This window comes from Paenibacillus marinisediminis, assembly GCF_054343325.1.
Genome location: NZ_JBTGUH010000001.1, coordinates 626,145 through 647,655, shown reverse-complemented (window position 1 = coordinate 647,655; position 21,511 = coordinate 626,145). Strand labels below are relative to the sequence as shown.

Below are 21,511 nucleotides of genomic sequence, written 5' to 3'. Positions count from 1 at the left end.
GTGACCATGAATCTGACCAATACACAATGGCTTCGTGAGTTGACAGTACAAGCATCCGCTCAAAGCGCCATGCAAGTGGAAGCAGAAGCGCTTATCGTTATAGCTTCCAAGTCTGAATGGGAACAGAGCGCCTATGCTGTGCCAGGCAGCACATCTATTGAGGATGCCGTACATACAGGTTTGTATGAGGCAGGTGCGAACAGCATTCATGTAGTGCCTGTTCGTGAAGGGAACGTAAAGTATATTATCGCCGTTGGACGGAAGGAAGGTCAGCTTACAGCTAACGATCTTCGTGTGATGATGGCGAATGCAGCTAAGAAAGCGATTAAGCTTGAAGTGAAGCGAGTTGCAGCAGTAATTCCAAATGAACTTCTTGGCATGACAGACTTAAATGATGTTAAAACGTTATCACATGCTATGGTAGAAGGCTTTATGCTGGGAGCCTATCAGCGAGTTACATATAAGAAGGATGCGAATCCAGTTTATGCAGTAGAATCTCTTGCGCTAATTGGAGAGGGATTGGAAGCAGAACATTGGCAGAAAGGCGCTGAGAATGGTCAGGCATTTGCGATCGGCACAACAATCGCTCGTGATCTGACGAATCTGCCTGGCAACGTACTAGTTCCTAGTACTTTAGCAGACTATGCCATGTCTTTGGCTGAAACATATGGCTTCGAAGCTCATGTTTTGGATGAGAAGGAGATTGAAGCGAAAGGTATGGGCGGCTTGCTAGGAGTAGGCAAGGGCAGCGCTAACCCACCTCGTATGATCGTTCTTAAGTACCAAGGAAAAGAGCAGTGGGAAGATGTACTTGGTCTTGTTGGTAAAGGAATAACGTTTGACACTGGTGGTATCTCGTTGAAGACAGCGGCAGGCATGGATGAAATGATCTGTGATATGGGCGGTGCAGCGACTGTTCTTGGAGCGATGGCTGTTATCGGTCAGCTTCGTCCGCAAGCGAACGTTGTATGTGTCGTACCTTCGGCAGAAAATATGCCTTCTTCCTCTGCCATGAAGCCAGGAGATGTGCTGACTACTTATAGCGGTCGAACAATGGAAGTATTGAATACAGATGCTGAAGGTCGTCTGGTACTGGCTGACGGAATGACCTACGCTAAGGAGCAAGGCGCTGCTAAGTTGATCGATGTGGCAACGTTGACAGGCGCAGCGGTTGTCGCTTTCGCCGATGTAACGACTGCGGCATTAACAAATAATGATGAGTTGATGGCGGAACTTATTGCAGCATCAAAACGTACAGGCGAATACCTGTGGCAGATGCCATCGCATCCAGAATATTGGGAGCTGCTGAAAAGCGATGTTGCAGATGTGCGCAACAGCTGCGGCCGCGGAGGCGGTATGATTACAGCTGGACTTTTTGTCGGCACATTTGCGGACGAAGTGCCTTGGGTTCACCTGGATATCGCGGGCACCGCATTTTTGAGCAAGCCTCGTGGTGTTGATCCAAAGGGTGCGACGGGTGTAATGGTACGTACGATTGCAGAAGCAGTTATGCCGTCATAGTATAGATTGGAAGCATACAAGAGGAACGTCCCCTATGTCATGGATATGACAATACGGGGGCGGGCCTCTTTTTTATTGCAGTTGAACCAGCAGTATATGTCTCAGAGAGTATCGGTCTAATCTCCCCAAGGCTCAGGACAGGTTAGTGCGTTCGGGATGAGGGACGTGAGTGGGATACGGAAAAGTCGTTCAGCTACGTAGGTGGTATATGTCTCAGAGAGTATCGGTCTAATCTCCCCAAGGCTCAGGACAGGCTAGTGCGTTCGGGATTAGAGACGTGAGTGGGATACGGAACAACATGCAGCTACGTAGGTGGTATGTGTCTCAGAAAGTATCGAACTATTCTCCCCAAGGCTCAGGTGCCGAATACGGCGTATTCTCGGAAATTTTACCTATAGGAAATGATGCTTGTGCAAGTAAAGGACAGCTCGAAAAATATCAATCTATTAAATGTTATTTAACAAGTGATCCACGATGAAGGAGATGGGTGCACTAAATAATAGATGTTATGCTCCCTGAAGATGATCCCGAAATTATTAGAGTAATAAGTTTATGCGGCAAGTTGAAGAGTGGAAGATAGTTTGCGTCTGGAAATGGAACCATAGCGAGCAGACAAAGACATGCTCATTAAGAGCTCCCACGCCGAAAAATGTTCAGAAATTGCATTGGATCGAAAGCAGAATTCATCTAAATAGCGTTGCAAATATGTTGGTCCGATACCGTGAAAAGTATCAATCATCCATCTGCGGGCACGCTGGAATTGCTTTTTTAAGTAGGCAAATTGAATTGTTCTGAAGGGCTGTTTGATAATTGTTATTTCCTCAACATTTGCACAGGTGTGACGCTCAATGAATTGGCTGCATGCTGCAGGGTGCAAAGACTTGCTGATAAGCAGCTGACGATCAACTTTCTTGATCTTAAGGTTGATGATCTCTTCATCTAATGAGACGGATGCGGCGACAATAAGGGGGATCTCGCGTGAACTAAGCTCATATAGTGCTCTAAACGGGGGCTTAGCATGGTACTCTACGACGCCTTGAACGGTTCCCTCCAATGGAGAGTCTGAATCAATCGCGCTAATAACGGATCTAACTTTATGGAGCATAGACCAAGCGGTCTTATATGTAACTTGAATGATAGAGCTAAGCTGAACTGCATTGATGGTCATATGATGCTGAGATACCAACCAGATGGTGGTGATCCATTTTACCAATGGAGTTCGACTATTTTCCATAATAGTGTCTGCTGTGAGAGAGGTTTGGTGGTGGCAGGCACTGCACTCATACAGCGGAAGTCGTCGTGTGCTAATGACATAGGCGTGTGAATATTGGCATCTGGGGCATCTGAACCCTTGCGGCCACTTAATCTTATATAAATAGGAGACACAAGTCTGTTCATCGGAAAAATGATGCGATAGTTCCTCTAGCGTATCCCATGAACCGCAATATTCCATGACTAGCCCTCCTACGTAAGCGAATGTTTGTTCTTAAATACAAGAAAATTATACCAAACAAATGTTCTATAATCAATCAATAAATGTAAAATTTACAATGTTTATTCTTATTACGACGATTGTCAGTTGCGACCGAATTCTGAGCGAAGGGGAGAGCAGTCAGACGGAGTTGAGAGGGGGATATAGCGAAGGAGAAGGAGCGGGAGCGAAGGTGAATGAATGGCCATGGAAGAGAGATCACTTGAAAAATGAAAAGCCCATTCAGTCTGAACGCTGAATGAGCTTATGTATTAAAAGTGGTATTAATGAACGGTACTCGTAACGGAAGCTGCTTTTACAGCTTTTTGAACGCGAGCAGAGGCTTGCGATGTACGACGGTTAAGCATATTGTTAACTACGAGCGCAATGAGAATGAGCGTAGTACCAAACCACTCAGCTGCGGATACTTGATAGCCTTGTAGAACGGAGATGAAAAATGTCGTTGCAGGCACAAAGTTAATAAACAGCATGCCATTTTCAGGCGAGAGCAGCTCCATCCCTCTCATCCACGCGAGAAGCGCGGCTAATCCAGCGATTACGATCATAAATAGCATATGCGGGATAATAGGCTGCAGCTGCGTCATGGTCGGAACGGATAAAGATCCGCTTATCGTCATGCCCCCGGTAATTATCACGGATGTTGCAGACCCCAAGATACAAGTAAGAGTTGAGTAACGAAGCGCAGACCAGCCTCTAAACTGTCCGCTTCCCACTGAATAGAACACCCAGCCGACGACTCCAATGAACACAGACAGAAGCGGGATTGCTTCGAATTCGCTGCTCGTAAACAAGCTAAAATCCCCTTTAGTCACAACGAATATTACACCGATGAACGCAACTATTACACAAGCCAGTGTAGCGAGTTTCGGCGGCTTTCTAGTGATGACCCACATCAGCAGGATGACAAGCATCGGCATGAAAGATTCCATGATGGAAGCTAACAGCACGCCTGATTTGCCCATTTGCTGTTGACCCCAGAATACGAAGAAATTATAAACAGTGAATGCGAAAGTTCCGAAGATCCAAAGCTTGAAGCCTCTGCCCTCAAATCGAAAAGCGCGGCGTCCTTCCTTGACTAGCAGTATAATGCATAACAGCAATGCAACAGTACCGTAACGCAGGGAACTGAACCAAAAAGGATCAATATGCTTCAATGCGTTCTCTGCAACTGGAAACATTGCGCCCCATGCCGCTGCGGCGAAGAAGCTTAGCAGTGCTCCCAGCCATAAATTCGATTTACTCACCTTACTCACTCCTATGATGATCTCTCTATGATGATTAGTTCGGATCGTGAACCGGATGTTTGATCATGGCATCGATGCACGAACAGCGGCTATTCATTGTCAGATGACAGAGATCATCATATCCCTTTCCAGATATCTTGTAAAACAATTGAAAGTGATTTAAGATATCAATAAAAATGATATCTAAACTAGGTGTAACAGAATTGGGGATAAGGTATGGATTTTAGTGATATTCACATATTCATGTCTGTAGCTGAGCACGGCAGTGTGAGCCGTGCTGCTGAAGAATTAGGCTATGTGCAATCCAATGTGACTGCACGCATTCGGTCACTAGAGCAAGAGATCGGCCATCCATTGTTTCATCGCCATCGCCGAGGAATGACGTTGAATGCAGAAGGGCGCAAGCTTATGATGTACGGGGATCAGATGATGAAGCTTATGAACGAGATGCGCAAGGCGTTTCAGAACGAGAATGATCCCGCAGGTCAACTTCTAATCGGTTCAGTAGAAACAGTCGTTGATTTACCTGATATTCTATCGCTGTTTCACCGACGCAACACCAAGGTTGATCTATCACTCCTAACGGGCGTAACTGAGAAGCTGACAGAGGATGTATTGGGTTGGAAGCTGGACGGGGCGTTTGTAACCGGTCCTGTCGTTACACCGCAGATTGATCAAGTCCCCGTATTCGAAGAGGAACTGGTACTAGTATGTGGGACGAATCGAGAGGAATCGCTGCGGGCACGTTCAGGAGAGGAACTGCTCCATCTGCCGTTGCTCGTGTTTCCAAAGGGATGCGGCTATCGAGCAAAGCTGCAGCTGTGGATGCAAGCCGAACGAATTGCCCCGCATAAGGTGATGGAATTCGGTACACTTGAGACGATACTCGGTACCGTTGTGGCAGGGCTTGGCATCACGCTTGTCCCGCGAGCGGCAGTCGATAAACTGGAACGTGAAGGGGCTGTGCGGCTGTTCCCGATACCTAAACCGTATCAAGCCGTGAGTGTGGTGTATATCCGCCGCATAGACGCTTATATGGGGGAGGCAGAGCGGAAGTTCCTGCAGACGATTGCTGAAATCAGAGAACGGCGAATAGCCGGAGAGAATACATAACCATACAGAAATGCCTGATTGATATTCCTGTGTAGGAATTCAATCAGGCATTTTACTACATATAAAATGTAAATAATTGTCTATTTTATATCAGGCTGTTTGTTTGCAAGCGCTGATTTCATATGAGTATAGTCTGTTGTACCGCAGCCGCTAGAGCAGCTCTTATTCAGGGCGCAGGAAGCGCATGCTCCTTGCTTGCTCTTGCGAACTTGGCGCACAACCGCCCATATGGCATACGCGAAGATACCGCCGACAAGAATAATTTCTATCCATGACATTGCGAAACACTTCCTTTCCGTTTGCTCTCATTATGCAAAGCCTAACAGTTTGCCACCCCAATATACGATTAGCGCAATAACATACGCGGTGACGAGTGCGTATCCCATCGAGAAGAAGGTCCATTTCCAGGATGATGTCTCCCGACGAATAATTCCAACGGTCGCCAAGCATGGAATATACAGCAGCACGAACACGCAAAAGGCGTATGCTGATAGTGGTGTGAATGCTTGTGCGATTTGAGCTTGCAGCATCGCTGTGTCTGGAGCGTGATAGATGATGTTCATCGTTGAAACGACAACTTCTTTGGCCATGAAGCCAGTAACGAGCGCAGCTCCAGCTTGCCATGTGCCGAATCCCAGTGGAGCAAGCAGAGGCGCGACTATTCCGCCGATCATGGCCAGGAAGCTATCGTCCATATCTACATTCAATCCGCCTGGTCCTGCATATGACAGCAGCCAGATGAGTACGGATCCGCCCAAAATAAACGTTCCAGCTTTACGTACAAAGCCTTTCCCTTTTTCCCATGTGCTGAGGAGCAGGGTTTGCCATTGTGGAAATCGGTATGGAGGCAGTTCAACAACGAACACGCTCTCTTCATCCTTCAGCATGCGAGATGAGAACAGCTTTGCCAGAAGTATAGTGAGTACTACGCCAAGCAAATAGAGTGAAAGTACAACAATGGCTTCATTGCCTTTGAAAAAGACACCAGCGAATAACGCGTACACCGGCAATCTGGCGGAACAGGACATGAAGGGAACAAGCAAGGTCGTAATAAGTCGTTCCTTCGGCTGTTCCATCGTACGTGCGGCCATAATTCCCGGGACATTGCACCCGAAGCCGATAATGAAGGGAATGAACGCTTTGCCGTTCAAGCCGACCATTTCCATCAGTCGATCCATTACAATCGTGACGCGAGCCATATAACCTGAATCTTCTATAAATGAAATGAATAAAAATAATGCCAGGATTTGTGGTACGAATACGAGTACTCCACCGACACCGGCAATGATGCCGTCTTCCAGCAATGAGTGTGTAAAGGGCGAAGCTCCAATGCTGTCTAGTGCTGTGGATACCCATTCGGTAAAGGTTCCTCCGATAAATCCGTCAAGCAGATCGGAGAGAGGTGTTCCGATCCATTCAAAAGTAACCTTGAACATTAGAAACATAACGATGATAAAGATCGGAATGCCTAACCATCGGTTTGTAACGATACTGTCAATTCGGTCCGTGATCGTAACGCTAGAATGCTCGCGAGTTGTGCTGCTTAACTGTACGGCATTCCTGATGAAAGCCATGCGAACGGAGCGTATATGCTGCGGAAGATGCAGCGCGCTTCCTTCCGCCTGCAGCTTCGCTTCCGTTTCCTTATAGATAAGCCGCATCGCTTCAGCATCGCGGCTAATTTGATGAGCCCATTGCTGAACTGGCTCATTGCTCTCTAAATATTGAAGCGCGACCCACCGCGCGGGAATGTCTCCCGTGTTCGGCAGCAGCTCGATAAGAGATGCAATGGCCGCCTCCGTAGTTGGGCCATAATCTAAGGATATTTCGGTGCGCGGCTGTTGATGAATTGCTTGCGGTTCCATATTCGCAAGCAATTCCTTAATGCCTTGGTTCCGACGTGCATTTACTCTCCATGCAGGAACTCCGAGTGCGGCTGAGAGCTTGTCTATATCAATAGTAATACCGCGCCCTTCAGCCACATCATTCATATTCAGAGCGATCAACAATGGCGCTCCGTATTCAAGTAACTGTACCGTCAGGTACAGATTGCGTTCTAATTGTGAAGCGTCGATGACATTGAGAATAGCGTCAGGCCTCTCACTCATCAGATAATGAACTGCGACACTTTCGTCTTTAGACACTGGCTGCAGCGAATAAATACCCGGCAGGTCTACTAATGAGGAGGCCTGATTGCGAAGCAATCCGACTTTTTTCTCTACAGTAACGCCGGTCCAGTTGCCTACATATTCATACGACTTCGTTAGTGCATTAAATAGAGAGGTCTTGCCTGTGTTAGGGTTGCCTAACAGGGCGGTGTCCCAAGTTGTCATCCGATTACCACCCCGATACGCAATGCTTCACGCCGGCGAAGTCCGAATAGTTGACCGTTCGCTTCCAGCATTAAGGGTCCGCCAAAGAGGCTTGTTCGTTTCAGTTGTACATGCGTTCCTTCTGTAACTCCGAGGTCGAGGAGACGGTGACAAACTGCTTTATGTGTCTTAGATAGATCAGTGATACATGCGTCCTGACCTGGTAGTAAACAGCATAATGATTGTAGTGGGCATGACTGTGCCGATATATCGTTCACGACGAATCCCTCAATTCATAATGATAATCTTTATCAATTATACATCTATTAATGCTACAGTCAAACAGAATAAAAATCTAGTGATATTATTCACATATAGTGCTGGAAAATGTTAAACTAATTAACCAGTTGCCAATATCCACGAAATTTTAACATCTTTACTTTGCTTTATGCATCTTTATCCAGTAGAATGGAGAGAAAAATTGCGTAGAGGGAGAGAGCGGAATGAAAACGAATCATTGTAAAATTGTCGACTGTACGATTCGCGATGGCGGGCTAGTAAATAACTGGGACTTTAGTGTTGAATTTGTACAAGATCTGTATGCAGCTTTAAATGAAGCTGGCGTCGACTACATGGAAGTCGGTTACAAGAACTCGCCGAAGTTGCTGCCAGGTTCCGAAGGAGCTGGCCCATGGCGTTTCTTGGATGATGAGTTCTTGCGTAAGGTCATTCCGCAGAAGGGTACTACCAAGCTGTCAGCGCTAGTTGATATCGGTCGTGTGGATGAGAATGATGTCCAGCCTCGCAGTGAGAGCATGCTCGACTTGATCCGTGTAGCTTGTTACATTAAAGATGTGGATAAAGCGCTGGATCTGATTCAGCTGTTCCATGACCGCGGATACGAAACAACGCTGAACATTATGGCTTTGTCGAACGTTATGGAAAACGATCTAAATGAAGCTTTCCAGATGATTAAGGAAAGTCCGGTAGATATCGTTTATATCGTGGACTCTTATGGCAGTCTGGATCACAATGACTTTATGTTCCTCGTTAACAAGTTTCAAGAGCATCTTCCTAACAAGCGTCTGGGTGTACATACCCATAACAATATGCAGCTTGCTTTCTCTAATACACTGGTTGCTGCTGAGAAAGGCGTTGAGCTCCTGGATGCATCTGTTTACGGTATGGGCCGCGGCGCAGGCAACTGTCCGACTGAAGCGCTGCTGACACATCTGAAGAACAGCAAATTCTCTTTGCGCGCGGTATTGGGCTTCTTGGAGAAGCATATGATTCCAATGCGTGAGAAGTGGGAATGGGGCTACCTGATCCCTTATCTGATCACAGGTACGCTGGATGAGCATCCTCGTTCTGCAATGGCGCTGCTCGCATCGCCTGATCGTGATAAATTCACCGATTTCTACGATAAGTTCATGACACCTGAGGTTAACTTCGCGATAAAGAAGCCAAATAAATGATCATAACAACATGTAAACAGCCTTTCTCAACTAGAGGAAGGCTGTTTTTAACGTTAGAAGATTATTCGATAGAAGCTGTTCTAACGGATTATATTTTCAGGATGATATTGGAATAAAGCCATCTATTGTTTATTATGAGATATATAGCTGATGAAAGTTTCATGTTATTTACATATAGGGAGAGTAGACGGTGAATTGACATGAGTGATCGAAATATTAAGCGGCTGATTCTATGGACACCTACTATTACGATCGGGCTATGGGAATACATTCGGCATGCGTTCTTGCTTCCGTATATATCGATGGATATGGGGAATTTTCTTGCCCCTGTGATTGTATTCCTTGTATCGCTGATCATGCATAAAAAGCTATTCGCGCTGCTTGATGAGGTGCAACGGAAGCTGGGACGTGAGCAGCGCAATAAAGCCGCGTTGGAGGAACGAGAGCGTCTGGCTCAGGAGCTGCATGATGGCATCGCGCAATCTTTATTTTTACTGTCGGTCAAGATCGACAGGCTGGAGGCTTCATCTGGCGATGACTACGCACAGCAGCTGGAAAGGCTTCGTCAAACCGTGCGGCATGTGCATGATGACGTAAGACAAGCGATAACCAGCCTCCATCATCATCCGGATGAAGCGAGCTTCTCATGGGCTAGCGCGTTGCATCAGATGATAGCTGATATTAAGCAAGAAGCAGAATGGGAGCCCGATGTGAACTGGCAGCTTGACGATGAATGGCTAATGATGAAGGAGAAGATCACATTGTTCTCGTGTATACGCGAGGCCCTCACGAATATTCGCAAGCATGCTCAGGCTTCAGAAGTCAAGCTATATGCGCGGCGTACGGAGGAAGGCTTCTTGTGCGAAATACGGGACAATGGAGTAGGATTTACGGATGATCCGTTCAGTATAAAAGGAAAGTTCGGTCTGAAAATGATGCGTGATCGCGTGCGGCATATGGGTTGGAGCATGGTGATCATACGACAAGAACAGGAAACCGTTGTTCAAATCTGCAAAGGAGAATTGCCTCATGAGACGCTTTCGAATCTTGATTGCGGATGACAATGCGCATGCGCGTGAAGGAATGGCTGATATATTAGCGATAGATGATACCTTTCAACTGGTGGGAGAGGCGGTTAATGGTGAAGAGGCTGTTGCGATGACAGGACAGCTCATGCCTGATCTTCTCCTGATGGATATCTCGATGCCGCTCATGGGCGGATTAGAGGCGACACGCAAAATTAAAGAACAGTACCCTTCGGTGAAGATCGTGATGGTCACGGTATCAGATGATATTACGAATCTGTTCGAAGCGCTGAAGGTTGGCGCGCAGGGCTACCTGATCAAGAACCTTCAGCCCTCTGCTTGGCACGAGTACTTGCGTGCTGTGGCAATAGATGAAGCGCCGATGTCGAAGGAGCTTGCGCTGCGACTGCTGCAGGAATTTACGATGAAGCCTGCATCGCGCTCTGATCATACGACGCCGCTTACCGCTCGCGAGCAGGAAATACTAGAGCGAGTCGCAACTGGCGAGTCTAATCGAGAGATTGCGCAGCGCCTGTCGTTATCCGAGCATACCGTCAAGAATCATCTCAAAAATATATTGCAGAAGCTCCATTTAGACAACCGTGTACAGCTTACGCGATATGCCTTGGAGAATGGGTTGGTCCAGTGACTAAGCTTATTATCATTTAAAGTATTGCAGCCCTGAATATCTTGTGATATATTCATCTATGTTATCTCAATAAGATAACTGCAAGAACGGGACGTAGCTCAGCTTGGTAGAGCACCTGGTTTGGGACCAGGGGGTCGCATGTTCAAATCGTGTCGTCCCGACCATCTAATACAATGCACGGCTGTGTTCTCATGAATAATGGGATGCAGCCGTTTTTTTTGTTATTTCGTTTTTGATAATCATACATGATTTGTTGATAAATGGAGCGATCGCCAGTATATATTTGCTGCGCGGTGCTCCTTATTTGCTTTTTAAGCGTATTTTAAGTTTGATTTAAGGTTGCTTTAGGGTTTCCTGCTTACAGTTAGTTAAAGGACAACATGCGTTTCATAGGATCGTACTTTAACCAATTGAAGGGGGAGCGTTATGCTTGAAGTTCAAGATGTCAGCAAGTGGTTTGAGAACCAAAGGGGCGTTCAAAACATCGACTTTACGATGGAGCGAGGAGAGATCATCGGTTTCCTTGGCCCGAACGGAGCTGGCAAGACGACGACTATGCGGCTTATTACAGGGTATCTGCTGCCAACAAGCGGAACGATTCGCATCGATGGCATATCGATGTCGGAGGATACGCATCGGGTGAGGAGCAAGATTGGATATTTACCGGAGACACCTCCGCTCTATCCGGATATGTCAGTTCACGCCTATCTTCGCTTCGTCGCTGATCTGCGGGATGTGTCCGCGCGTGAACAGAAAATGAGGATCGAAGAGATGGTCGATATGCTTGGCCTCCATGGTCGCGAACGCCAATTGATACGGAGTCTGTCAAAGGGCTATAAACAGCGGCTCGGTCTGGCGCAAGCGATCATTCATAAGCCGGAGCTTCTGATATTGGATGAACCGACATCCGGCTTAGATCCGAATCAAATTTCGGAGATCAGAAATTTGATTCGGGAGCTGGGTGAGCAGCATACGGTGCTGCTGAGCACACATATTCTTCCGGAGGTTAATTCGCTGTGCAATCGAGTGATTATCATTAATCAAGGCAAGCTGGTACTGGATGAGAAGCCTGATCGGCTCGGTGATGTTATGGGACAGGCAGCAGGTGTCAGCTTGGAAGTAAAAGGACCTGCGGAGCAGGTGATCACTTGTATCGGCGGCATACCGGAAGTGGAAGAGGTTATTTTTGATAAACACACACAAGCTAGCGACGACTTGTCAGAGGTAGAGGATACAGAACAAGAGCAGCATAAGACCGAGATACAAGATCATATCGAGCCTGAACAAGACAGTGAAGCAGAGTCTTCGGCTTCGAGCCAAGACCATGCTGCTGTTGATAGTGATACGGTTCACGTACGAGTTAAAGCGAAGGAAGGCTTGGATATACGTGAATCGCTATTCTATGCGATGGCGGAAGTGGGCTATCCTATTCTGGAGATGAAGAGTGAGAAGACAAGTCTGGAAGAAGTGTTCCAGCGCTTGACGACAGAAGAGGTGATTGATGATGAGGCGGTTTAATGCCATATTTCGCAAAGAACTGCAGGCTTATTTTGTGTCGCCTACCACTTATGTCGCACTCTCGATCTACGTGTTCGTAACCAGCCTGCTTTTCTATATCAATTTTGTTATGTATCAGCCATCCATAGTTGACTTCCGCATTGTATCGATGAACGCGACATTTATGTTTCTTTTAGTCGTACCACTCCTGACGATGCGGCTCATATCGGATGAATTCCGCTTAGGGACTGACGAGCTGCTGCTCACATCTCCTGCGCGGATCTACGAGATTGTGCTGGGCAAGTATGCGGCATCGGTAGTCCTGATGGCTGTGCTCGTTGGAACGAGCTTGCTGTATCCGATCGTCATGTCATTTTTCGGCGACATGGATATTCGTATTATTATGACCTCTGTCTTGGGGATGTTTCTGCTTACCTGTGCCATGTCAGCGGTCGGATTGTTCGCCTCAACTCTATCTCAGCATCAGATGGTCGGGGGAATCGCGGCCTTCGTTATGCTTATGGTGTTCTGGCTGATGGACTACGCGGCTGGTCTTGGCAACGGTAAAATGAATGATCTGCTCGTTCATTTTGCGCTGGATCGTCGACTTGAATCATTCATGAAGGGTGTTATTAACGGCGCGGATATGCTGTTTTTCATCATGATGTCGGCATTGTTCGTCTTCTTGAGCGTGCAGATCCTGGAACGGAAACGGTGGAGGTAGAACTATGAAGAAAAGATTAAGAGGAATTAATTCTCTCGTATTTTCCGTTGCTGTCATTGGCATCTTCATCGTCACGACTATTTTTCTAGGGTCATTAAGCGGCTTTCAATGGGATTTGACCAAAAACAAGAGCTTTACCTTGTCAGAACAGACGTTGACGACGCTGCAGAATCTGGATGAAGATATTACGATGAAGCTGTTTATGAGTTCAGCAGAAGATCCGATGCTGACTCGTGAAGTAGAGGATATCGCGCAGCAGTATGCACAAGCGAGCAACAAGATTAAGTATGAGAAATACGATTTGTATCAGGAGCCTTCCTTGGCGAAGAAGTATCAGCTCTCGAGCAGTTCGATCGTGTTTGAACGCGGGGATAAGCGGAATGTAATCGGATTATATGAAATGTTCAACTTGGGTCAAGCCCCTGGAGAGTATCAGTTCACTGGTGAAGAGAAGATGACTGCAGCTATTCAGAGCTTGGTTGATGATAAAGTAACCAAAGGCTATGTGCTGACTGGACATGAAGAAGCGCCGCTTCAGCAAATGAGTGTGTTCGCTTCAAGCTTGGCGCAGGAAAATGTGGAGCTTAGCGAGCTCAATCTGTACGAAGAAGGCGCTATACCAAAAGATGCAGATGCCATCTTCTTGCTCGGCGCGAATCAGGATATTAGCAGCAAGGAGCTTGCAGTGCTGGAGGAGTATGTGAAAGGCGACGGCAAGCTGTATATATCCCTTGGATTCAATGAGGACATGGCGAATGCTTGGCCAAACCTGTCTTCTCTGCTAAGAACGCTCGGCGTTCAGTACGAACCAGCGGTCGTTGTAGAGCCGAAGAAGAGCATTCTGCACGATCCATTTACGATTGTGCCGGAGTATGCTGGTCATGATATCACCGCTAAGCTGGAGGAGTATCAGAAGGTATCACTTCTATCATTGGCAGTACCTTTGAAGAAGGTAGAAGGAGAAGGTGCGGCATATAATGTAGAGCCGATCATGAAGACGACGGATAAAGCTTATGGCGAGACAGATCTGAAGAGCTTGATGACAGGAGAAGGCTCTGCTAATGACGACAAGGATTTGCAAGGTCCATTCAATCTTGGGTATGCAGTCAGCACGACGGATGGCAAGCCTAAGGCTGTTGTGATGGGCAGCGTGACGAATCTGTTGAATGACGACATTTACACGCAGGGAAATCGCGACTTTGCCTTGAATAGTGTGGCATGGCTGCAGGAGAAGGATAACCAGGTAACCATTAGACCTCGCCAGAATGATGCTTATCAGCTTGCTTATTTGACACCGACTCAGGCTAGTTGGATCCTTACCACGACTGTCGTGTTGTTCCCATTGGTGCTGCTTATGATCGGGGCTGTGCTGTGGTGGAGAAGGAGAAAAGGCTGATGAAAAAGTGGATGCCAACCCTTGTTGCAGTTGTGTTGTGTGTAGGTGGATTCTGGTATGCTGCGAGTCAAGATTTCTTCCGTGAACAGTCTGCTGAAGATGTCCCGTTATTGAAGGTGGAAGCTGATCAGATCACAAGTTTCACGCTTAAACAAGCGAAAGAAGAGGTTAAGCTTGTAAAGGATAATGAGAACTGGAAGATGGAGCTTCCTCAAGCTTATCCGATTAACCAATACGGTGTAGACAATTGGATTAACAACTTCGTTGAGCTGTCCCTTCAATCGTTGGTTGAAGAACAAGCGGCTGATCTAGAGAAGTACGGTTTGAGTTCACCATCCGCCTCTTATGAGGTTACACTGAAAGATGGGAAGACGATACAGCTTGATATTGGAGATGCGGCTCCGATAGCTGGGGAAGTCTATGCTCGTTTAGGCGGAAGCGAAGCGGGTGGCGGTAATGTGTACGCACTGGATGAATATGAGGTTGCCTCTTTGAATAAAGACGTGCTTAACTTTACAGCGAATGAACCGTTTGAATTCGTATCCGACCAAGTAACGGATTTCGAATGGAGCATGAATGAGAAGAGCTACAGCGCGGTTAAGCTGAAGGCTGGTGAAGAGCAAGCGAAATCGGCAGATCAAACCGGTCAATCGGAACAAGCTGAATCCTCGGATCAATCTAAGGGAACTGAGCAGTCTGACTCCTTGAAATGGAAGATCAATAAGAAGGAGCTTGAAGCAACCGATGTGCTGGCATGGCTGAATGATCTTCGATTCCAGTCTGCTACAGAGCTGCCTCGTTTAGCGTCTGAAGTGGTGAAGGGCAAAGAAGTGATGTCATTGTCAATCACAATGGACAAGCTGGACGGCTCCTCCATGTCAGACATACAATCGAAGCAGTATAAGGGCTATCTCGTAGAAGATAACGTATGGATTGTCCCAGAAGGAAGTGAATGGGCAATCGCGATTCCGAAGGAAAAATTAGACGATCTTCAGCATAGCTTGGATGAGCTGCTGAAGAAGGATGTACAGCCTCAGCAATCGGATACTGAAGCTGATAAGGGATAATTGTTGAAGAGCCCCGCGCGACTATGGCCGTGCGAGGCTCTTCCTTGTGTCTGAATAAGGCGCGCTAAGCAATAAAGGCTTGCAGAATGAGATACGCGATAAATAGCAGCGCGATGATGTAGAATGTGGACGGCAGACTTTTACGTTTACCTGCAGCCACATGCAGCACCGCATAACTGACAAATCCGATGGCCATTCCGTCGATGATGCTGTTCATAAGCGGAATAAAGGCAATGATGAAGAAGGCGGGAATGCCTTCATGCAGCGTCTCGAATGGTATCTTGCGTACAGGGGGCATCATTAATCCACCGATAAAAATGATAATAGGCGCAACTGCCTGATCCGGAATAAGCAGCAGGAGAGGCAGAGTAGGCAGGCTGACGATAAACAGCAGGCCGGCTGTAATGGCTGTCCAACCGGTACGGCCGCCCGCCGATACGCCCGCCGCGGATTCCGCCGCGGAAACCGTCGGGCTGGTGGAGGCGATGCCGCTGAATATAACGGATATCGCAGATGCCTGCAGGGCAGGCCGCATGCGATCCGAAGTGCCGCTGGTGTGTAGATGGGCGTGCAGCAGTCCGATGTGCTCGAACAACAGCACAAGTGTCAGCGCGAATACGCCTGCCGCAAAGGAGAGCCACGGCATTCCGCTTGGTGAAAGTGACCCGAATGCCGCGCCGTACTCGCTCCAACCGGCTTGGATGTTCCCGGATATGCCGGAACTTGGGCGAATTCCCGCCGCATAAGCAAGCGCGGTGCCCAGCACGATGGCGATCAGCAGCGCGCCGGGAATCTTGCGAATATAGAGGATACTAGTGATAAGCAGAGCTATCATCGTGACGATCGGTTCAGGCTCAGCAAAGGAGCGCAGTGCGATGATGCTGGCTGGGTTCGAAGTGATAATGCCGCCTTTGCTCAATCCGATAAGTACGAGCAGTAGGCCAATGCCGACGGTAACGGCTTCAAGCAATGATTCAGGCAGTGCGGACTGCAATCTGTTTAGGAGCGGAGTGAATACAATAATAGCGAACAGCACACCCGAAGCAGTCACGGTGAACAGTGCTTGGTAGACGGATAGTCCCATACCATTAACGAGCGTGTAGGTGAACATCGCATTAATGCCCATACCTGGTATAAGCACGATAGGCGCCTTTCCCCACAAGCCCATCAGAATACTTCCTGCGGCGGAGGCTATAATGGTAGCGATCATTCCCGCTTGCAGTGGAATTCCGGCGTCCACCAGAATTGTAGCATTTACGATGATAATGTACATAACCGCGAAAAAGCTCACGCAGCCCGCTATGATCTCGTTCCGCCAATTGACCATAAGTGATCCTCCTTATTAACCGTGCAATACCAGAAAATATCTTCTTTAGTGTTGCACGAAAGGCGCGAGAACATGCCTATTGCATAAAAGTGCGAATCTTGCTTATAATAAGGGGTATTCATGATATTATACTTACACATTGTGTGAGTGAACTGACATGCAGTGATGGAGACAAGTAAGCATGTACCGCTTAACAGGGAAAGGTTGCCGAAGATTGAGAGCATCCTTGAAGTAGGACTTGCCGAAATTCACTCCGGAGCAGGAGCTTGAACGAACAGCCGAGACTAACCAATAGTCCGCCATTCTTGTAGAGTATCCCGGCAGCGATCCGTTATCGTCGTGCTGAGTGAGACATATAAGCGCTCGATATCTAGTGGATCTTCCACTGCTTATACGATGCAAGCTGATGTCTAATTAGGGTGGTACCACGGTCTTTTCGTCCCTTTATGGAGACGGGAGGGCCTTTTTTGCGATTACAGAAGCTGTTGACCATTTCTAATCGCAATACATTTGCCGTAATTAGCGGCCGCATAATGTTGAAAATACTTCGAATGAAGTTTTTCGTATTTGGCTTATTTTTCTGAAAAATTGCTAGGAACTAAAGGAGGAACTGAAGATGAAGGAGCGTTTGCAAGCGCTGCGCGATCGTGCGCTCGCGGAGCTGCAAGGTGCTGAGGACATTCAGCAGCTGAACGATTTACGCATCAAGGTGCTGGGCAAGAAAGGGGAGCTCACAGAAATACTGCGCGGGATGGGAGCTCTTAGCGCGGAGGAGCGTCCGCTTATCGGTCAAGTGGCCAATGATGTGCGCAGCGCGATTGAAGAGGTAATCAATACGAAGCAGGAAGCGTTCATTCGCGAGGAGACAGAGCGCAAGCTGCAAACCGAAAAGGTTGACGTTACTTTGCCAGGGCGTCCATTGGCAAGCGGAGCGGTTCATCCTCTGAACAAAGTTATCCAGGAGATCGAGGATATCTTCATCGGAATGGGTTATCAAGTAGCTGAAGGACCGGAGGTAGAGAGCGATTATTATAACTTTGAAGCTCTGAACCTTCCGAAGAACCACCCTGCGCGCGACATGCAGGATTCATTTTACATTACAGAAGATATTCTGATGCGTACTCAGACTTCACCTGTGCAGATTCGCACAATGGAGAAGATGAAAGGCGATGCTCCAGTTAAGATTATCTGCCCTGGACGGGTATACCGCCGCGATGACGACGACGCAACGCATTCCTTCATGTTCCATCAGATCGAAGGCTTGGTTATCGACAAGAACATTCGTATGAGCGACCTGAAAGGCACCCTGCTGGAGTTCGTTCGTGAAATGTTCGGCGAGCACATGCAGATTCGTCTGCGTCCGAGCTTCTTCCCGTTCACAGAGCCAAGCGCTGAAGTGGACGTAACCTGTGTGCAATGCGGCGGCGACGGCTGCCGGATGTGCAAACATACAGGCTGGCTTGAAATTCTCGGCTGCGGTATGGTGCATCCAAAGGTGCTTGAGATGGGCGGCTATGACCCTGAAGTGTACTCCGGCTTCGCGTTCGGCATGGGCGTTGAACGGATCGCTTTGTTGAAATACGGCATTGACGATATTCGTCATTTCTATACCAATGATGTCCGTTTCTTGCAGCAGTTTGATCGCTTGTAAGGTTCAGGGACGAAGAGAAAGGAAGGGGACAAACGATGAACGTATCCTATAAATGGTTATCGCAATATGTCGATCTCTCTGGCGTAGATGCGGAGCAATTGGCGGAAATGATCACTCGAGCGGGAATCGAAATCGATGTAGTAGAGAACCGCAATCAAGGGCTCGACAATATTATAGTTGGTTATGTAGTAGAGCGTGTACAGCATCCAGATGCTGATAAGCTCAGTGTATGTACATTGGATGTAGGTCAGGAAGAAAAGCTGCAGATCGTATGCGGCGCGAAAAATGTGGACGCTGGACAGAAGGTGCCGGTAGCCATGATCGGCGCTGTTATGCCAGGCGGCATGAAGATCAAGCGCGCGAAGCTGCGCGGCGTTGAATCGCAGGGTATGATTTGCTCAGCGAAAGAGCTTGGCATGAACGACAAGCTGCTGCCTAAAGAAATGCAGGAAGGTATTCTCGTACTTCCAGCTGACACAGAGATCGGAACAGCCATTGCTGAAGTGCTGGAGCTGAACGATCATGTGCTGGAGTTCGATCTGACACCTAACCGCTCCGACTGTCTGAGTATGCTGGGCGCGGCGTATGAAGTAGGCGCTATTCTTAATCGTGAAGTGAAGCTGCCAGAGAGCAAGGTGGAAGAAGCGGGCGACGCTGCTTCCGCACATATCTCGGTTAAGATCAGCGCGCCGGAAGGCTGCAGCCATTATGCTGCCCGCTATATCTCCGGCATTAAAGTAGCCGCTTCCCCGCTGTGGCTGCAGAATCGCTTGCTTGCTGCAGGCATTCGTCCAATCAGCAACATTGTGGACATTACGAACTTCGTGATGCTCGAATACGGTCAGCCGCTGCACGCGTTCGATGCAGATAAGCTTGCTAACGGCCACATTGAAGTTCGCATGGCTCATCAGGATGAAGTACTTGTTACGCTGGACGATCAAGAGCGCAAGCTGGAGCCGCATATGCTGCTCATCACAGATGGAGAGAAGCCAGTCGCGCTTGCAGGCGTGATGGGCGGTCTTAATTCTGAAGTGACAGATGGAACGGTCAACATCCTGCTCGAATCCGCGAAGTTCGATGGCGGTATCGTGCGCAAGACGTCCCGTCAATTGGGTCTTCGTTCGGAAGCTTCACAGCGCTTCGAGAAGGAAGTGAACCCTGAAGCGGTAATTCCTGCGCTGAACCGCGCTGCGGAACTGATGCGCGAATTGGCAGGGGGCACTATCTCTGCTGGTATCGTTGAGGAGAAGAACGCTTCTCAGGAACCGACTATCATTCATTTGACCGTTGAGAAGACGAACCAGATGCTGGGAACAGCGCTCACAGCGGCAGATATTCAGAGCATTATGAACCGCCTCGGATTCGATGCGACGCTGGCTGACGGTGATACATTTGAAGTGCGTGTGCCTGCGCGCCGCGGCGATATTACGCTGAATGTGGATCTGATCGAAGAAGTTGCGCGGTTGTATGGCTACGACAACATTCCGACTACACCAATCGAGGGAGCAACGACACCTGGTCGTCTGACGACATCGCAGCGCATCCGCCGCGAAATCCGCAGTGTATTGACTGCAGGCGGTCTTCATGAGGCGATCACGTACTCTTTCACGCATCCTGCTGATACGACTCTCTTTACGGCGTTGTCAGGCGATGTTAAGCCAGTTGCGTTGTCCATGCCGATGAGTGAGGATCGCAGCGTGCTGCGTACAAGCTTTATTCCTAGCTTGCTTGATGTAGCTTCCTATAACCTCAATCGCAAGATTGAAGATGTTGCGCTGTTCGAGATTGGCAGCGTCTATATGACGGATGAAGATACATTGTCTAAGCTTCCGGAAGAGACGCCGGTGCTGGCTATGCTGATGACAGGAAAGAGCTCCGCTTCTCAATGGAATGTTCAAGCTGCGAAGGTTGACTTCTATGATATGAAGGGGGCGCTGGAAAGCTTGTTCGCACACTTTGGGCTGACAGATCGAATCCGTTATGCCGCTGATCGTCCAGCAGGCTACCACCCAGGACGCTCTGCTTCCGTCTATCTGAGCAATGGCGAAGGCGAGCAACTCATCGGTACTGTGGGTCAGATCCATCCAGATGTACAGCGGAGCAAGGATCTTGGTGAAACTTACGTGGCAGAAGTGCTTATCGCGCCGATCATCGACGCTGTTGACTTCAAGATCGAGTACCGTACGCTTCCTCGCTTCCCGGTTGTTGAGCGTGATGTGGCGCTCGTGATGGATCGTGGAGCTGAGATCGGGCATCTGCTCAACAAGGCGAAAGCTGAAGCTGGCAGCTTGCTGGATTCAGTTGGAGTATTTGATGTTTATACAGGGGATCGAATTGCTGCTGATAAGAAGAGCGTAGCGATCTCGCTCGTATATCGTCATCCGGACCGTACATTTACGGACGAAGAGATTACGGAGCTTCACGGCCGTGTCGTTGCTGCGCTAGAGGCTGAAGGCGTAGAATTAAGAAAATAATAGGTAGGCGTGACCCGTGTTTTAGAGGGCAACCCATTCTTATCCAGATATTGTTTTTACATATGCTGGGGGGAGGGGGTTGCCCTTTTTGCCGTTATCATACAAGATGGTAGTAGGGGTACCGTGAGTAGGCTCATCCAACAAATATTTCCCTTGTTACAGCGATAAGTTTGGGGCTTAGCAGGAGGAAATATACTTATGGGTATCGAACAATTACAAGAGATTAAAATAGATTTGAAGAAAAGAGTTATTTTCATAATTCCAATGCCTTGCTGGCGCTGAGTGCTAAGTGAGAATATGTTTGAAGCAGTGGTGACAATTAGCGGTAGTCAGTAAAATTTGTTTATCGTTAGGCGATCATCCCCGTTGAAACGGACACAGGATCCGTTATATTGCAATATAACGGCATTATTTGGACATTAACGGTCACAGAAGCCGTTATTCGCTTCCGTTTGCATGCTATTCTACTTATTTCGTGCAAATAGCGGAACCACGGTCCGCAAGTATGGCAGTATAACGGTTTTGCGGCAAATAACGGATCGTA

General features: G+C 48.0%; 17 protein-coding genes, 1 tRNA gene, 1 pseudogene and 1 other annotated feature. Of the genes and pseudogenes, 12 read left to right on the top strand and 7 right to left on the bottom strand.

The features are described from left to right. Window positions 1-6: 6 nt before the first annotated feature. The gene (locus tag ACXX53_RS02920; protein WP_458567093.1) at window positions 7-1,521 is read left to right on the top strand and encodes a leucyl aminopeptidase; all 1,515 of its coding nucleotides are present in this window, start codon (window positions 7-9) and stop codon (window positions 1,519-1,521) included. Window positions 1,522-2,071: 550 nt separating this feature from the next. Here the strand turns inward: ACXX53_RS02920 and ACXX53_RS02915 are convergent. The 3 genes and pseudogenes from ACXX53_RS02915 to ACXX53_RS02905 form a co-directional block, all read right to left on the bottom strand. Beyond that, complete coding sequence (locus ACXX53_RS02915) at window positions 2,072-2,755, bottom strand: transposase (protein WP_458567662.1); 684 nt, start codon at window positions 2,753-2,755, stop codon at window positions 2,072-2,074. A gap of 36 nt (window positions 2,756-2,791) precedes the next feature. Further along, a pseudogene (locus ACXX53_RS02910) lies at window positions 2,792-2,974 on the bottom strand (transposase); the annotation flags it as partial. Window positions 2,975-3,276: 302 nt separating this feature from the next. Further along, window positions 3,277-4,257: a DMT family transporter gene (locus ACXX53_RS02905; RefSeq protein WP_458567092.1), complete on the bottom strand. Its 981-nt coding sequence runs from the start codon at window positions 4,255-4,257 to the stop codon at window positions 3,277-3,279. Between the two features lie 216 nt (window positions 4,258-4,473). Here ACXX53_RS02905 and ACXX53_RS02900 point away from each other — a divergent pair, with 216 nt between their 5' ends. After that, window positions 4,474-5,370, top strand: coding sequence for a LysR family transcriptional regulator (locus ACXX53_RS02900; RefSeq protein WP_458567091.1), 897 nt, complete (start codon window positions 4,474-4,476; stop codon window positions 5,368-5,370). An 80-nt stretch (window positions 5,371-5,450) separates the two neighbouring features. Here ACXX53_RS02900 and ACXX53_RS02895 read toward each other — a convergent pair whose 3' ends face one another. From ACXX53_RS02895 to ACXX53_RS02885, 3 genes are read right to left on the bottom strand one after another with little or no spacing between them, the layout of a single operon-like run. Then, the gene (locus tag ACXX53_RS02895; RefSeq protein ID WP_458567090.1) at window positions 5,451-5,648 is read right to left on the bottom strand and encodes a FeoB-associated Cys-rich membrane protein; all 198 of its coding nucleotides are present in this window, start codon (window positions 5,646-5,648) and stop codon (window positions 5,451-5,453) included. Window positions 5,649-5,678: 30 nt separating this feature from the next. Beyond that, window positions 5,679-7,703, bottom strand: coding sequence for a ferrous iron transport protein B (gene feoB, locus ACXX53_RS02890; RefSeq protein ID WP_458567089.1), 2,025 nt, complete (start codon window positions 7,701-7,703; stop codon window positions 5,679-5,681). Continuing rightward, complete coding sequence (locus tag ACXX53_RS02885) at window positions 7,700-7,960, bottom strand: FeoA family protein (protein WP_458567088.1); 261 nt, start codon at window positions 7,958-7,960, stop codon at window positions 7,700-7,702. The genes feoB and ACXX53_RS02885 overlap by 4 nt, the downstream gene beginning before the upstream one ends. Window positions 7,961-8,185: 225 nt before the next feature. Between ACXX53_RS02885 and ACXX53_RS02880 the strand changes: the two genes are divergently transcribed. From ACXX53_RS02880 to ACXX53_RS02845, 8 genes are all read left to right on the top strand, one after another. Then, window positions 8,186-9,157, top strand: coding sequence for an aldolase catalytic domain-containing protein (locus tag ACXX53_RS02880; protein WP_458567087.1), 972 nt, complete (start codon window positions 8,186-8,188; stop codon window positions 9,155-9,157). A gap of 200 nt (window positions 9,158-9,357) precedes the next feature. Next, window positions 9,358-10,218, top strand: a complete 861-nt coding sequence (locus ACXX53_RS02875; RefSeq protein ID WP_458567086.1) for a sensor histidine kinase — start codon at window positions 9,358-9,360, stop codon at window positions 10,216-10,218. Beyond that, window positions 10,187-10,831, top strand: a complete 645-nt coding sequence (locus ACXX53_RS02870) for a response regulator (RefSeq protein WP_458567085.1) — start codon at window positions 10,187-10,189, stop codon at window positions 10,829-10,831. The genes ACXX53_RS02875 and ACXX53_RS02870 overlap by 32 nt, the downstream gene beginning before the upstream one ends. 87 nt (window positions 10,832-10,918) lie before the next feature. Then, window positions 10,919-10,995, top strand: a tRNA-Pro gene (locus tag ACXX53_RS02865). Window positions 10,996-11,257: 262 nt separating this feature from the next. After that, entirely contained in the window at window positions 11,258-12,349 is a 1,092-nt protein-coding gene (locus ACXX53_RS02860; protein ID WP_458567084.1) for an ABC transporter ATP-binding protein, read from the top strand. Beyond that, window positions 12,336-13,052: an ABC transporter permease gene (locus ACXX53_RS02855; protein ID WP_458567083.1), complete on the top strand. Its 717-nt coding sequence runs from the start codon at window positions 12,336-12,338 to the stop codon at window positions 13,050-13,052. Before ACXX53_RS02860 ends, ACXX53_RS02855 begins: the two co-directional genes overlap by 14 nt. 4 nt (window positions 13,053-13,056) lie before the next feature. Further along, entirely contained in the window at window positions 13,057-14,448 is a 1,392-nt protein-coding gene (locus tag ACXX53_RS02850; protein WP_458567082.1) for a GldG family protein, read from the top strand. Next, entirely contained in the window at window positions 14,448-15,515 is a 1,068-nt protein-coding gene (locus tag ACXX53_RS02845; RefSeq protein WP_458567081.1) for a DUF4340 domain-containing protein, read from the top strand. The genes ACXX53_RS02850 and ACXX53_RS02845 overlap by 1 nt, the downstream gene beginning before the upstream one ends. Window positions 15,516-15,579: 64 nt before the next feature. On the opposite strand, the gene ACXX53_RS02840 is transcribed toward ACXX53_RS02845, so the two are convergent. Continuing rightward, entirely contained in the window at window positions 15,580-16,842 is a 1,263-nt protein-coding gene (locus ACXX53_RS02840; protein WP_458567080.1) for an NCS2 family permease, read from the bottom strand. Between the two features lie 153 nt (window positions 16,843-16,995). Further along, window positions 16,996-17,289, top strand: a binding site (T-box leader). Between the two features lie 169 nt (window positions 17,290-17,458). Here ACXX53_RS02840 and pheS point away from each other — a divergent pair. Continuing rightward, window positions 17,459-18,493, top strand: coding sequence for a phenylalanine--tRNA ligase subunit alpha (pheS, locus tag ACXX53_RS02835; protein ID WP_458567079.1), 1,035 nt, complete (start codon window positions 17,459-17,461; stop codon window positions 18,491-18,493). 35 nt (window positions 18,494-18,528) lie between these two features. Then, complete coding sequence (gene pheT, locus ACXX53_RS02830; protein ID WP_458567078.1) at window positions 18,529-20,967, top strand: phenylalanine--tRNA ligase subunit beta; 2,439 nt, start codon at window positions 18,529-18,531, stop codon at window positions 20,965-20,967. Window positions 20,968-21,511: the final 544 nt, after the last annotated feature.